We start from the raw sequence: 14369 nt of genomic DNA on the forward strand, positions 1-14369 counted from the left end.
TCCGCCGCCGCACATCCTGGCTGTTCGCTGATCATGCAATGGTTCACCCAACAGGCCGAACAGCCAGCAGCTCGAAGTGCCTCCAGGGATTGACCACTACGTTCCGCGCCCCAACCCTTCTGTCGCATTGGCAAAAGCAGCGCTCGCCTCTTGAACCAGCCTGCGCCATTCAACGCTGCTGATGAGTCCGGTGCGCTCCATCTCATCGGCAGCCTTGAGCAACTCGTCATATTGCTCTTCGGCATCCATGCGGATTTCGGGCACTTTCAGGAGCTGATACCAAGCCGCCAGGGCTTCGCTCTTTTGATCACCACTCATGCTCAAACTCCCTAAGACAGACAGACTTCAATTGGAAGTTTTCTCACGGGTGACGTTCCTCGCTCCCGACATACGGCTCCAAAGCAATCGCTAACCTGATACTCGATGCCGCCGGTCACCCACCGTCACTTCGGCGCCGTTTCATTAGAAAATTGTCATTCAACTGTGGGTCGGTTGTGCGGATCGCCTGGTTAACCTTCATTCACTGCCGGGCACCCCATCGGCAGCCAACCCACCTCTGAATAGAGGAAGTCATCATGAAAATGTTAATCCTCGGGTTTGCTGCTCTCCTCGCCACGGGTTTTGCGTTTGCAGATACCCAGACCGCCGAACCTGTTATCCACGACAAGACCGGTTCCTTCGTCCACCTGGATATCGCCAAAGACCTGTCCAGCAATATCATCACGCAAGAATGCGGCATCGTCCCCGCGCAGCTGACTTACCTCGACCATCAGGGCCGCAAGCACGTGCTGGATTATCAGGTCCAGGGCATGAATTGCATTGGTGATAACTGATCAGACGCCTGTACTCACAGAGGATCGGGCTACTCTGGCGCCACTGGCTGACCTCTGTAGCCCGCCGTTGCGAGAGGTATGTGCTGACACCGCTTAAGGTTGGGGTACATAGCCGCCGTGACCGCAAAAACGGATATACACACAAAAAAAACAGGCAGGCCCTTGATCCACCGCCCCCTAGCTACGCATGTGTGTGTGTATCTGGAAACACCAAACTCAAGTGAACAGCATTACGGACGTGCACCCGGCTTTTTTCTTTCCTGCGCTTCTGACCCGATCAGACGAATCAAAAAGCGACTTCAACTGAAATGGCCAAAAACGCCATCCCCCTTGAGCAGTTTTGGCATAGGCCAAAATCATCACGGTGTCTAGACTCACCCCATATAACAGTGCAAAAGCACACTTGAATCCAGGCCTGTTCCAGGGGAACCCGCATGAACCCATCCGACATTTTTGTTATCAGCGCCGTCCGCTCAGCCATCGGCAGCTATGGCGGCTCGCTCAAAGATGTGCCGCCCATTCAACTGGCCACTGACGTTTGCCGCGCCGCCATTGAACGTTCGGGGCTGGCACCTGAACACATCGGTCACGTGGTGATGGGGCATGTGATCCCGACGGAAGCACGCGACGCCTACATCTCTCGTGCCGTGGCGATGAATGCCGGCCTGCCGAAAGAAACACCCGCCTTCAACGTCAACCGCCTCTGCGGCTCTGGCTTGCAGGCCATTGTCAGCGCAGCACAAAGTTTGATGTTGGGAGACGCAGGCGCTGCCCTGGCGGGTGGCGTCGAATCAATGAGTCGCGGAGCCTATCTGTTGCCGCAAGCGCGCTGGGGCGCACGCATGGGCGATATGCAAGCCATCGACTACGTGCTCGGCGTTCTGCAAGACCCGTTTGGCGGATTCCACATGGGCATTACTGCGGAAAACATCGCAGAGCGCTATGGCATCACTCGTCAGGCTCAGGATGAGTTGGCGCTGCTCAGCCAGCAACGGGCGGCCCGGGCGATTGCTGAAGGGCGGTTTACCGACCAGATCGTGCCAATCGAAGTGGCGTCCCGCAAAGGTACCGTGACGTTTGCGACAGACGAGCATGTCCGCGCCGAGGTCAATGCCGAGCAATTGAGCAAGATGAAACCGGCCTTCAAAAAAGACGGCAGCGTCACCGCCGGCAACGCGTCGGGCCTCAATGATGGTGCCGGAGCACTGATCATGGCCACGGGTCAGATGGTTCTCGACCAAGGCCTCAAGCCCATCGCCCGACTGGTCGGTTACGCCCATGCCGGCGTGGAGCCAGAGCTGATGGGGTTGGGACCGATTCCCGCCACCCGCCTGGTCCTCAAACGCGCTGGTCTGACCGTTGCCGACCTGGATGTCATCGAGTCCAACGAAGCATTCGCGGCCCAAGCGTGTGCCGTGGCGCAGGAACTGGGCTTTGACCCGGAGAAGGTCAACCCGAACGGTTCGGGAATTTCCCTGGGCCATCCGGTAGGCGCAACCGGTGCGATTATCGCCACCAAGGCGATTCACGAACTGCACCGTGTTCAGGGTCGGTATGCCCTGGCGACCATGTGCATCGGCGGCGGCCAAGGCATCGCCGTGTTGTTCGAACGCGTCTGATCGGCCCAAATGAAGACGGCGCCCATTGTGGGCGCCGTCTCGTTTTACCACGATGGAATCAGTGCGCAATGCACGCAGATTTCAACACGGTGTAAGCCTCGATCACTGCGCGACCACACTCGCGCCCCCTACCCGATTGCCGACCAGGCACTACCTTGCTGCAGACACCGCGGACCGCCCTGTTGCCGGCCGGTCGGTATCTCGATGGGCTTCATTTTTTCAAGCCCGAAGGTTCTACTAAACTACTCAGAACTACACAGATTCAGTGAATGATTTCACAGTACTGCTAAAGTGATAGCACGCGTCGCCACATGCTCCCAAAGCCCCCATTTTCGAAGGCGAGTGGCTAATCACGGTGACGCCAACGCTCTCAAGCGAGGGCAGCATGAACTGAATCGCGTGATCAGCGAGCGCGAGGGGCAGCAGGCATGAGGTCTAAATATGATATTTGAGCCCAACAGTACCCGCTCCGTTCTCCAGCGAAGAAGCAGTACGAGTATCGTTATTCAGGCTGGTCTGGATTGTGTTGCGGTGACTGGTGTTGCGTGGTTCTTGATCAATTATCATATCGGCTTCATAACGCAGTCCTATGTCATCCTGCTCCTGTTGCTACTGGGGGCGTTGGCCGTCGTGTACGACCACTATGCTATTTACCGCAGCAACGTTGGTTTTACCGTCAAAGCCTTCAAGCTTTTGAAAGCATGGACTGCCACGTTTGGCTTTCTCGTTGCCATGGCCTTTCTTACCAAGCAAAGCGAACAGTACTCGCGTTTATTGGTCGGGCAGTTATTTGTTGCTGGATATTTTGCTCAGATGCTTTTGCACCTCGCGACACGCGAGATGCAGAAGAAATTTTTGGCCCACTCGACCCAATTGGAAAACTCGCTCATCATTGGCTCGGGCGAACTGGCCAGCTATCTTCACAAGAAAATCAGCAATAATCCCTGGCTCGGTGAGCGCATAGTCGGCTGTGTGTTGATTGGCGCGGACGATGATCGGGGAAAGGAAAGTCTGGAAGGCGCGCAACGTCTGTCGATACTGGGCGATATCTCCGACCTTGATGAGTTAGTTGTCAAACATGCCATTCGTACCGTCTATTTCGTGACCCCTTTAGGTGGATCAGAGGTCATCCAGGATGTTTATTTAAGGCTGTTCGATAAACACATCTCTGTTAACTGGGTGCCTGACATTTTCTCGTTGCGCCTGATCAACCACAGTGTTCGCGAAATTGCCGGCATTCCCGTGCTGACCTTGTCTGAAACTCCGCTGATGGGGATGCGTCTGTTTCTGAAGAACCTTGAGGACAAAGTCCTGGCCTTTCTCATTTTGGTTCTTGCAGCACCGGTTCTGGTAGCCGTCGCCATTGCCATCAAGCTCGACAGCCCCGGCCCCATATTCTTTCGTCAACAGCGCATGGGGTGGAGTGGAGAAGCTTTTCGGATCTGGAAGTTCAGAAGCATGGTCGTCCATCAGCCTGAAGATGGCATCGTCAAGCAGGCGCAAAAGAATGACCCGCGCATGACCAGGGTTGGGGCCTTTATTCGGCGAACCAGCCTTGACGAGCTACCGCAGTTGTTCAACGTTTTGATGGGGGAAATGTCTCTGGTGGGGCCTCGCCCGCACGCTATTCAACACGATGTTCAGTACTCGCCCGATGTCTCGGGCTACTTTGCGCGTCACAACATTAAACCGGGCATCACAGGCCTGGCTCAGGTACGTGGCTATCGTGGTGAAACGAAGGATATAGATCAGATGATTCGGCGTGTTGACTCGGACATCGAGTACATCAACAACTGGTCGCTATGGCTCGATTTCGTCATTCTTGTACGAACGGTGTTTGCCTTCTCCGGCAAACATGCCTACTAGCCAGTCTTGAGTGCCTGGGCGATATCTAAACCCATTGATGCGGAATAAAGGCGAGGCCAACAACCGCCTCGCCGTATCAGGATGGAAAGAGGTCCAGCGTGCGCTCCACTTCATCAGGATCGACACTAAAACCGTCCCCCTCTGGGGTGCCGACCACAAAACCGAAATTTTGGTGATCGCGATCCGTTAGATATTTGAAAAAACAGAGGAAACGATTAGGCGGTTGCAAAACCAGTAGTGAACCTCCTAGCTGCAGCACATTAACGCCGTGTATAAGATGACTCCCCTCAATCCCTACCACGGTTCTTGCCCCGGCACAGGCCGCGACGATAGTCGGCACGTCGGATTTCGCAGGATCGATAATACGAAAACCTCTGCGGTCACGCAGGCGCTCGGCAAGCTCCATTTCATTGCGTAACAATCGCAGTTCACCCGTGCCACCTCGCAGAATGAACACGCCGGGGTGAGAGCAAACGTTGACGTGTGAAATCAACTTTTCCCCCATCGCACGAAAACGCAAATGCTTATTTCTGTTTTGACTCAGATCGTCAAAGATCACGAGCTCACGAAAAAAAGCATTACGTATACGAACCGGGGTCATACCAAGCCAGTCCTCATAGCCGGGGGTATGAAGTATGCCGTTCGTGACAGTGGAAACAAGGTTGGCAGACGCTGCCGTGGTCACCGGAACGCCCTCCTCGCATGCAATTGGATAGGTTATACAATCATCCATTAACCAGGACCCGAACCATTTATTCCCCCCCGCAGTGCAATACATCGCGCCGCGATCAATTTCGTTTTCTACACGAATATTTGGCAACCATCCGGATCTGGGCGATAACGATGCTTTGGCATTGCCTTTGTAGAGCGTGCCATCGATTAACCAGACATCTTTAAGCAGGTAACCTTTAGTCGGACCATGTTCAACACGACCGACGCCTTCCATTGTGCGGCGGGGATGCTCGTGAGGATAAAAAAGCTTCTCTTCCCATCCGGTTACACGCTCAAGCTGATTTGGCAAGAAAAAAGCGGGGGGAGCAATCGAGGTGTCGCCTGGATAAATTTCCCACGTTTTCACGGCTTGGCTTTGCAGGGTCAAGGACGGTTTTCGGGTGAGCCGTGTGTTAAACATGTATTTATACGCAGCAAGGCTCCACTTTGATTGGCCGTCAATCGTCAATGCATTGAACTCCGACATAGGCACCCCATCCAAATTTAGTTATACAGAAACAGCGTTCATGCCAAAACTGCACTTCTTTAAAATCAGCAACCTGTTCAGGTGGATACGATACTTTCCAGGACAGGGGGTGACTTCAGATGAGCGTAGCGACTACGCAAGGTGCCGAGAAGCGTTTCTCCCGGCGTCCTGGAACAATGAAGGTATATTTTAAAAAGGCCGCCAAAACCCATCTCGCGGTATCGATTTGCAACTTCCTCGTCACTCGGACCGTCCGGCAACCCAAGATGCAGTGTCAACTGCTTGCCTTCGACAGCAAACAGAGGCGTCTCCCAAAGAAATTGCGCTGCGCCCATCTTGGGCAGTCGAACAAACAAATAACCGTAATTGCCCAGCGTATCAACATCACCGCCTCGCCTTCTTTTCCACTCAAGAAGTCCATCGTCCGGGCGAGCCAGGCACGTTCCGATATCATAATAGTCAAAACCGTTTTCTATCGCCCACTCCAGTGCCATGAACGTAGTAATTGAATTAACTTCACGTAACTTTTTAGTATCTGAAAAAACAGCGTCAGGGTAGCCGAAACGCACGGTGCTCCAATAGCGCTTGCCTGCCCGGGTGACTACGCAGCCAAGATGGCATGCAACAATCTCATCCTCCAACAACACCAGATCGAGTCGCCCGGCAACTTTCGCCACCCGTTGAACTTCATGCGTTTCAATTTGAGAGGCGGCCGTACCATGCCTTGCCTTGGCGTAAGGTCGAAGCATTTCCCGGTCTGCACTTTCAATCTCGTCATCGTTCAACGCTCGTTTCATACGGTAGCGCAACCGGTTCTTGCGCAGATTTCGACGTAACTCAGCGTTGTATCTTGCTGTGATCTCGTCGATTGACTTGCTCAGCGGCACGACGGCACTCAGATATTGAGGCACATACAATGCCCCCACCGTCGGCATTTCACTGACCCACACCGTCCGGTCTGACGTGTCCAACTTTAACTGACTATTAACCGTTTGAGATTTAGCACCCAGTAGAACCTTCACAAATTCCCGCTGTGTTTTCCTGCCCACATAGAGAATGTCGTGGAGGCTATCTTCCCGCAGCCTGAACCTGACAATTTCCCAACGCCAAAAACAGGCTCGCCCAAGTATATCCCGCAACCAGGCAACCGCTTTCCTTAGCTCAAATCGCATTGAAGGAGATATTAATTTACGAACTAATTTTGCTATATATTCTTTCATTTGGTTATTAGCACAATTCAAGGAATGAGTATTTCAGTTTGCAAATCAACAAACTAAATACTCGAAATGAGCGCTCGACAACTGAGCACGTCACCTTTCTTTCGCGCGAAAACTCGCCATTCCCTCCCTGGAGTCAAGATTGTTCGACAACATTTTATTGACGCCAATCCTAATGAAAAAAAACAACCACGAACACCCTATCAACTCGACAATTCCAACTTGAGTAAAGGTGCTACACCGGGGTTTTGCAAGATATTTCAGCCGTGTTTTTTACGCCGAGGGGGGGGAGTCCTGCCAGGTGTCAAATTCCTGTCACGTCAAGAGTCCCTGTAGATCAACGTGCGCAACAAGAACTTCGGATTACCCACCACATAGCGTTTGAATAATCGCTTTGGCTCACCCAATAGCCTGAACACCCACTCACAACCGAGACGACGCACCCATTGCGGAGCGCGAGTCACCTTGCCGCCGAGAAAATCCAGGATCGCCCCTCCGCACACGACCAGACAGGGCACACCACTGACGGCTAACCTGGCAGCAACGGCTTCTTGCTTGGGCATGCCCATACCCAGCACAACCAGTTCCGGCTGAAACTGCCGGGCAAGGCTTATATAGGTATCCACCGGCGCGAAACCATGGTGAGCAGAGACGATGTTGACCGCAAATATCGCTTCGCTACGCTGCACCGCATTGGCAAGAAAGGGCTCTTCAGTACCCCAGAAAGCCACGCGCCGGCCCTTGAACGCGGCCAGCAATTTGGGAATGAAATCGGTGCCATTCATATTCAGCCCCGGCTCCAGGCCGAGACGACGAAACAGGATGGCCATGCCGGAGCCATCCCGCAATAACACGTCCGCAGCCAGCAGTGCGTTAAAGTAGTCGGTATTGGCCGCCACCAGATTCATGGCATGGGCATTGGCGAACCCGAGCACTGTCGTCACGTCAGGTCTGGATAACGCATCAATCAATGCTTGCTCGTCTTCAGCATCGCTGACCACCCTGAGTTTGCGGGTAATCGTTTGCCAGCTGTGCTGCCAGGATAAAGCGCGCATTAGTTGTCATCTCGCTTCGAACGCACCCATTCAACCTGGCGCTTAAGCAAAAAGCCGAGATACAGAGGGATTTTCTTCATCGCGTAGAACGGCGCATACAACAAGGCTGCAAAAGAAATAATCCTGCGACCAAACTGGCTCCATGCCAACAAGATAGTTACCCCCAATATTGCCACCCCGCAAGAAGCTATCAAGGCTGGCGCCAAAGCTCCGGACAGCATGAATACCAACCACGACAGACCAAATGCCGCCGCCAAGGCCAGCGTCAATAAGGCCAACGGTGGGACCAACAAATCCAGCGTCATCGCCAGCAGACGCCAGTTGCGCTGGCCAATCGACTCCAACAGCAACTTTGGCGTATCCCCAAGGATGACCCCTAGATGACCATGTTCCCAGCGCGTACGCTGGGTTGTTAAGCCTTCATCGCTGCGCGGAAAATAACTGGTTACCAGAGCATCGGGGCAGAACACAGGCGGCTTGCCGCTTCGGCATAAATCCAGACCCATCTTCAAATCTTCAACGATGTGGCCACTGGCCAAATTGATCAACGTCAGATCCCGCCAGACGAAAGCCATTCCCGTGCCCATTAGCTGACAGGGCAAGCCAAGCCGGGTCCAACCTTGCGGCCGAACCCGATTCTTCACACACCAGGCAAACTCGGCAAGCCGCACTTTTAGCCCGGAACCTGCTGGAGCAAGCATTAAATTAAGGGCTTGCGCTGGCCGCCCTGAGTCGATGCAACAGATGGCCAAACGCTCAATAGAACCCTCGGCCACCTGGCAATCCGCATCGACAACAATCATGACTTCCGGCGCATCACTCGCCAAATGACGCACCCCGCAGTCCAGCGCATAACCCTTGCCACGCTGCTGATCATTGCGGCGCTCCACCACCTCGGCGCCCGCCGTGCGAGCCTGCGCGGCTGTGTCGTCAGAACAGTTATCCGCCACCACCAACAGGCGATCACCCAAAAGCAACTGCGGCCGTATGCTGTTTAACGTCGCGACGATGATCGAGGATTCATTGTGTGCCGGTATCAACACCGCCACCCGCGGTCGCGGTCCTTGCGCCGACGAGCGCGACCGTGCAGGCAGGCAGGCCATCAGCACCTGTACAAACAGCACCAACACCGGCAGTAGGATGAGTATCAGCAGGGAGCTGAACAGCCAACCAAGTAATGTGATCATGCTTGCGCCCTAAACAAATTAGCCAACTTGGCCGCTTCGGTATCGATGTCGTGTCGCTCCAGCACTCGCTGATAGGCCGCCTCGCCCATCCGCTGCAACACCTCGACAGGTTGCGCGAGGCAGTCCGCCAACGCCGCCACCAACTCATCCACCGCTCCAGCGGGAAACAACCAACCGTTCACACCCTCTTGTACCAACTCGGGAATCCCTGCCACATAGCTCGTCAATACTGGCCGGCGCAAAGCCATGGCTTCCATGATGACTACTGGCAAACCCTCGGCGAAGCTCGGCAGCACCAAGGCCCGGGCCGCAAGAATTTCCGCCCGCACCTGCTCACTGCTGATCCAGCCGGTAATCCGCACCTGCGCCTGCAAGCCATGCCGTGCAATCAGGGCTTCGATTTCCGCGCGCATTTCTCCATCGCCGGCCAGTACTATTTCGAACTCCACACCTTGAGCTGCCAGGATGCGGGCAGCCTCAAGCAACAACAATTGTCCCTTCTGTTCACACAAACGACCTACGCAAACCAACCGCGGCGCAGATGGCACAGCAACAGCCGGCACATCGTGAAACGCCCGCTCCAGCCCACAGTGCACCACCTTTACCCTTGGCCAGTGCGCATGAGCCACCCAGCGAAACAGCTGGCTACGCCCATAAGAACTGATCGCCGCGACAAAAGCCGCACGCCGGACTTTCTCGCCCAAATGAATAAACTGCGGTTTGTCGAACTCCTCCGGGCCGTGCACGGTAAAACTGTACACCGGCCCACCAAGCACATTGGCCAGCATCACCACCTCGGTTGAGTTGGTGCCGAAATGCGCATGCACATGCTCGGCCCCAAACGCCTGCAACCAGATCAGCACGCGACACGCCTCGGACAAATAAACCAAATGGTACGGCCAGGGGCGATCGGCACGCTGGCCCATGCGCAGCGCCAGCCACAGCGCCGAAAAAAAACGTCGCGGCTGGGCGCGCAGCACCTGCAGCACAGGCACTAACAGCTCTTTGACTCCGCCCTGCAGCACATACTGAGTTTTATCGCGTTCAGACACGTCTTCGGCATCCACCAATTCGGCATCCCAGCCACGCAGAGCAATGCGCTGCACCACAAACCCCTGACGCTCCAACGCCAAAATCTCGCGACGAATGAAGCTATGGCTGACTTTGGGGTATTGATTGATGAAATAAGCGATACGCATAGGAACCAGACTTAGTTGTCGTTGCGGTGGATTATTACTGCAAGTAATCCCACAGTAGTACAGGTCTCGGGAACGTCAACTAGCCACACGGTTGCTGCTATAACTACCGATCAACACGCTGTCTATCTTTTTAAAGGTGTCGTCCAGCAACTCATAGCGCCTGCGATACATGGCCCGTTTTTTTGAAGCAATACTGTCGAGCGGCTTCCTGGAAAGAACCATGGGAATCTCAAAAAAATCTTCGCGCTCTGAAGGAGTCGCGCCATGTTCTAACCAGATCACATCATAATTTGCCGCCAGCTCCAGAGCTTTGTGAGCGCCAAAATACGGATGACGATGGTGGCGATACCCATCCCCTACCGCATAAATTTTTTCAACACCGATATTGATGGCAATGTATTTAATAACTTCGATCAGAAAGCTTCTTGGCCGCAGGCCTTCAAAGTCTTTTGTCAGGTCCCTGTAGATACTCAACGACAGTTCACTCTCGACGCCTTTATGTATCCCTTGAACAGCACCGATAAAAATACATAACTCAGTGTCCGTGCGACACAACGTGAATGCTATTGACGCAATGCGCAGTTCCCCCTGAAACAAGTTCAGCACCAACTCCCCTTCACGCATAAACCAGAAGGGACGATCGAGCACCAGGGAACAGCCAGCCGCAAACTCCGACAAATCACTCAGCAGCAAACTGTCACTTCGCCCCAACAGCAATAGCTGCGGACAGCTTTTGGTAACGACTTCGTAATGCGAGGCTAAAACACTAAGCTTATTCTTGGGGCTCCAGCTTTTACTGATGTAGGGCCAATGAACAACGCCTACACAATCCCCGCCTAACTTCTCAACACCGGACTTACCCAAGGCGTTCGACATACGCCCGCAAAACAACTTCAGCTCGGACCAGTTTTTTGCAACTAAAACCAGCATTTTAAACTTATTATTCAATGCCCTTAAGGAATACCCAGCGTGTAAAAAAAATACGCTCTTTAATATCACCCAATTATTCATATAAGTCTCACTTGTATTCGATCAACGCGGCCTTGCCGGCGCCGAATCTGTTCAGTAGAAACTTGACTTGGCCGAGCATCTCGGGAAATTTCCCCAGCACGAGAAAGAAAGCCCGTAGCCAGTTTTCGCGTGTGGATCTATCGCCACCGCGGGCGAGGCGCACGACCTGCAATGGATAGACCAGCAGAAGAAGCAGCCCAAACCATCCAAACACCAAACTCGCGATAACAGTCGCCAGCGGGACACCCAATCCCCAGAACCAGACACGGCGCGACTCGCGCAACCAATGTCGCTCCGGTGCAGCCCCATGCAAAAATGCGCCCTCGGCAAAGGCATAACCACCGCGCAAGGTACGCTGCCACCATTGGCCGAAACGGGTCATGGTTGCATCGTGCAAGGTCATTTCCTCGCCCAGACGCCAGACCTTCCAACCATTCCCACGCAGACGCACGCACAATTCAGGCTCTTCCCCGGCAATAAGGCCCGGTCGAAACCCGGACGCGTCGGCAAAGGCGTCAGCCCGCATCAACGCATCGCCCCCACATGCCTTGGCCTCACCTACCGGCGTATCCCATTCGAAATCACACAGTAAGTTGTAAACAGAGTGCTGCGGAAAACGTTCACGGCGCCGTCCACAGACCACCGCGACGTCAGGATGTGTATCAAGAAAGGCCTGCGCCCGGGGCAGCCAACCGCCGACAATTTCACAATCACCGTCAACGAACTGCACATACCGCATCGCCGGCAGTGAGCGTTGCAGGCAGGCAAATCCTTCATTGCGCGCACGCGCAGCCGTAAAGGGAATCGTCATGTCCAACTCGACCACCTCGACCCCAAGCCTCAGTGCCATCTGCACTGACCCGTCGGTTGATCCAGAGTCGACATAAACAACTTTCTGCGCCGAACCGGCGAGGGAAGTCAGACAACGCTCAAGCCGTAGGCCTTCGTTGCGACCGATAACAACGACACCCATCCCCATAGCCATGGCGCTCACTCAGCGACGCAATTGAAGTAATCCATCGGGTGGTTCATGAGAACTCCCTCGATTCTGCGTACTTCCTTTTCTTGATAGTCGCAGGCACGCCCACGGCCACCGAGTCGTCCGGCACATCGGTCAGCACCACAGCATTGGCACCAATCACGACATTGTTACCAATTCGGATATTGCCCAGCACCTTGGCCCCTGCCCCGATATCAACATTGTTACCCATCACCGGAGCAATCGGCTCACTCACATTCTTGAGGCCCACGACGACGCCATTGCGGATACGGCAATCATCGCCGAACTGCGCAAAGCCACTGATCACGATTCCGCCGAAATGATCGATGACGAAGTTGCGCCCGACCACCACCTCACACGGCAACTCGATACCCGTGACGATCTGCACCAGTTTGAAGAGCACTTTGTATATAAAGGAGAACAACTTGCGTAGCAGTGCCGGTCGCACACCGTAACGCCAGCGCCCAAAGCGATAAACCACCATCACCCAAAACCCCTGAGCCCCCCAGTCTCCGGCGTATGCATGTAAATCCGCACGTATGTTTTCGAACATAACTGGCCCTACCGTGTTGGTTGGCTAGCGAATTTGGTATCACGCAGCAACGCCCAGGTCACACGAGTATGCTGCCAACACGCCCCTAAAGCGGCCCGACCGCGGCCTTTCAATAGCGCCTTGAGCGCCACAATCAAATCACCCAGACTCACCAGTAGCATATGTGAGGCCAAACCGGGCAGACCGTGGTGCTTGCGGAAATACAAAAGCTCACTTTCGATTTGTATCGTGGGGAGCTGACGACTATCCGCATTGAGTTTGTCGACAGACTTGGCACTTTCACCGCCGATATGCACCACCGTGGTATACGGGTAGTAAACGACCTTCCAGCCTGCCTGTTTAACGCGTTTGCAGTGATCTATCTCCTCGAAATAAAGGAAGTAGCGCGGATCGAACAATCCGACCTGGTCGATGACTTCACGGCGGATCAGGTAATAGCACCCGGGCACCCAGTCGCACTCACGCACCGAAGCATGATCCCAGGCCATGTCGTCGACTCTTTTCACCACAGGGAAAAAGCGTTCAAGCCCCGTATGCGAAAGGAAGACATTCAACGGCGTTGGAAAATAGCGACAGGAGGGCTGTAAATCACCCGCTCGTCCAACCAATCGAACGCCGAGGACACCGCAATCAGGATGAGTTTCCATATAGTCGAGCGTCTTGCTCAGCGTATCCGCAGCAACAAAGGCATCAGTATTGAGGAGCAGCGCATACTTTCCCTGCAGGTGTTCAACCAATTGATTATTGGCACGCCCAAAGCCAACATTATTTTCATTGGCGAGTTGCAATGCCTCTGGACAAATAGTTGCCAGGCACTCCAGCGAATTATCGACAGAGGCATTATCCACCACCAAATAGCGCGTGCGATCCACGCTAGTTGACTGGCGTAACGCATTAAACATCGGCTGCAACAACTCCGCTGTGTTGTAATTAACCACCAACACGTCAAGGGGAGCGCTAGCCATTGGGTTGCTCGCCAAAAAAGTGTTGCGCTCTCATTTTTATAAGCTTCGGTTCAAATGTCGGGTCGTATACACCATTGCGCTGCCTGATAAGGTCAATCCATGGATAAGTGGCGCTACGCTCTTCGACTTTCGCCAACACTTCTTCCAAGGTACAGATAACTTTGGCTGGGTTACCCCCAACCACTACCCCAGGCGGAACATCTTTTACGACTACAGCACCGGCCGCGACAATCGAATTAGGGCCAATAGTCACACGCGGCATAATGATAGAGCCATAACCGATAAAACAATTATCCAGAATATCGATAGGGCCGACAGAGTCCAGTTTTTTATCAAAACGCACTTCAAGCATGCCGATTATTCCATCGTGGCCGAACAGCGTGCAACAAGATAAACCTACATTATTTCCGAGTCGTACCAGCGAAGGGTCAGTTATGTTGGCAGCAGGATTGATCCATACGCCTTGACCGATGGAGTGCAAAGATCCCCATCGAACCATATGTTTAGCCCATTCATACCCGTCCGGTTTACAGAATTTTTTATAGAGCGGGGTCCCATACCCCGTTGTTTTTGCAATATAAGCAATCGTGCGTTTTAGTAGACCAATCATCCTCTCAGCCTCATGAATTCAGCGATAGACACCTGTGCCAAGGTTAGAGACACCCT

General features: G+C 53.8%; 14 protein-coding genes. 3 read left to right on the forward strand and 11 right to left on the reverse strand.

Features of this window, described 5'->3' with window-relative positions; genetic code table 11:
* Positions 1-96: 96 nt before the first annotated feature.
* Complete coding sequence (locus IB252_RS17560) at positions 97-318, reverse strand: hypothetical protein (protein WP_111448703.1); 222 nt, start codon at positions 316-318, stop codon at positions 97-99.
* A gap of 257 nt (positions 319-575) precedes the next feature.
* On the opposite strand from IB252_RS17560, the gene IB252_RS17565 reads away from it, so the two are divergent.
* The 3 genes from IB252_RS17565 (at position 576) to IB252_RS17575 (ending at position 4318) form a co-directional block, all read left to right on the forward strand.
* A complete protein-coding gene (locus IB252_RS17565) occupies positions 576-833 on the forward strand; it encodes a DUF2790 domain-containing protein (protein WP_192409701.1) in 258 nt (85 codons plus the stop codon).
* A gap of 434 nt (positions 834-1267) precedes the next feature.
* Positions 1268-2452, forward strand: coding sequence for an acetyl-CoA C-acyltransferase family protein (locus IB252_RS17570; RefSeq protein ID WP_192409702.1), 1185 nt, complete (start codon positions 1268-1270; stop codon positions 2450-2452).
* Positions 2453-2893: 441 nt separating this feature from the next.
* Positions 2894-4318, forward strand: a complete 1425-nt coding sequence (locus IB252_RS17575) for an undecaprenyl-phosphate glucose phosphotransferase (RefSeq protein ID WP_111448707.1) — start codon at positions 2894-2896, stop codon at positions 4316-4318.
* Positions 4319-4394: 76 nt separating this feature from the next.
* Here IB252_RS17575 and IB252_RS17580 read toward each other — a convergent pair whose 3' ends face one another.
* The 10 genes from IB252_RS17580 to IB252_RS17625 all read right to left on the reverse strand — a co-directional run bounded on the left by IB252_RS17580 (position 4395) and on the right by IB252_RS17625 (position 14313).
* On the reverse strand, positions 4395-5516 hold the full coding sequence (locus tag IB252_RS17580) for a glycosyltransferase 61 family protein (RefSeq protein WP_192409703.1): 1122 nt from the start codon (positions 5514-5516) through the stop codon (positions 4395-4397).
* A 77-nt stretch (positions 5517-5593) separates the two neighbouring features.
* Complete coding sequence (locus IB252_RS17585) at positions 5594-6736, reverse strand: hypothetical protein (protein ID WP_192409704.1); 1143 nt, start codon at positions 6734-6736, stop codon at positions 5594-5596.
* A 317-nt stretch (positions 6737-7053) separates the two neighbouring features.
* A complete protein-coding gene (locus IB252_RS17590) occupies positions 7054-7788 on the reverse strand; it encodes a WecB/TagA/CpsF family glycosyltransferase (protein WP_192409705.1) in 735 nt (244 codons plus the stop codon).
* On the reverse strand, positions 7788-8975 hold the full coding sequence (locus IB252_RS17595) for a glycosyltransferase family 2 protein (RefSeq protein ID WP_192409706.1): 1188 nt from the start codon (positions 8973-8975) through the stop codon (positions 7788-7790). Before IB252_RS17595 ends, IB252_RS17590 begins: the two co-directional genes overlap by 1 nt.
* The gene (locus IB252_RS17600; RefSeq protein ID WP_192409707.1) at positions 8972-10174 is read right to left on the reverse strand and encodes a glycosyltransferase; all 1203 of its coding nucleotides are present in this window, start codon (positions 10172-10174) and stop codon (positions 8972-8974) included. The genes IB252_RS17595 and IB252_RS17600 overlap by 4 nt, the downstream gene beginning before the upstream one ends.
* A gap of 75 nt (positions 10175-10249) precedes the next feature.
* Positions 10250-11185 (reverse strand): DUF535 family protein, encoded by a 936-nt coding sequence (locus IB252_RS17605; RefSeq protein WP_111448713.1) that lies wholly within the window; start codon positions 11183-11185, stop codon positions 10250-10252.
* A gap of 7 nt (positions 11186-11192) precedes the next feature.
* Positions 11193-12170 (reverse strand): glycosyltransferase family 2 protein, encoded by a 978-nt coding sequence (locus IB252_RS17610; protein WP_192409708.1) that lies wholly within the window; start codon positions 12168-12170, stop codon positions 11193-11195.
* A 43-nt stretch (positions 12171-12213) separates the two neighbouring features.
* Positions 12214-12738, reverse strand: coding sequence for a serine O-acetyltransferase (locus IB252_RS17615; RefSeq protein ID WP_111448715.1), 525 nt, complete (start codon positions 12736-12738; stop codon positions 12214-12216).
* 8 nt (positions 12739-12746) lie between these two features.
* Entirely contained in the window at positions 12747-13703 is a 957-nt protein-coding gene (locus IB252_RS17620; protein ID WP_192409709.1) for a glycosyltransferase family 2 protein, read from the reverse strand.
* The gene (locus IB252_RS17625) at positions 13696-14313 is read right to left on the reverse strand and encodes an acyltransferase (RefSeq protein WP_192409710.1); all 618 of its coding nucleotides are present in this window, start codon (positions 14311-14313) and stop codon (positions 13696-13698) included. Before IB252_RS17625 ends, IB252_RS17620 begins: the two co-directional genes overlap by 8 nt.
* Positions 14314-14369 lie beyond the last annotated feature (56 nt).

It is taken from the genome of Pseudomonas sp. PDM10 (assembly GCF_014852295.1).
Classification (GTDB): domain Bacteria; phylum Pseudomonadota; class Gammaproteobacteria; order Pseudomonadales; family Pseudomonadaceae; genus Aquipseudomonas.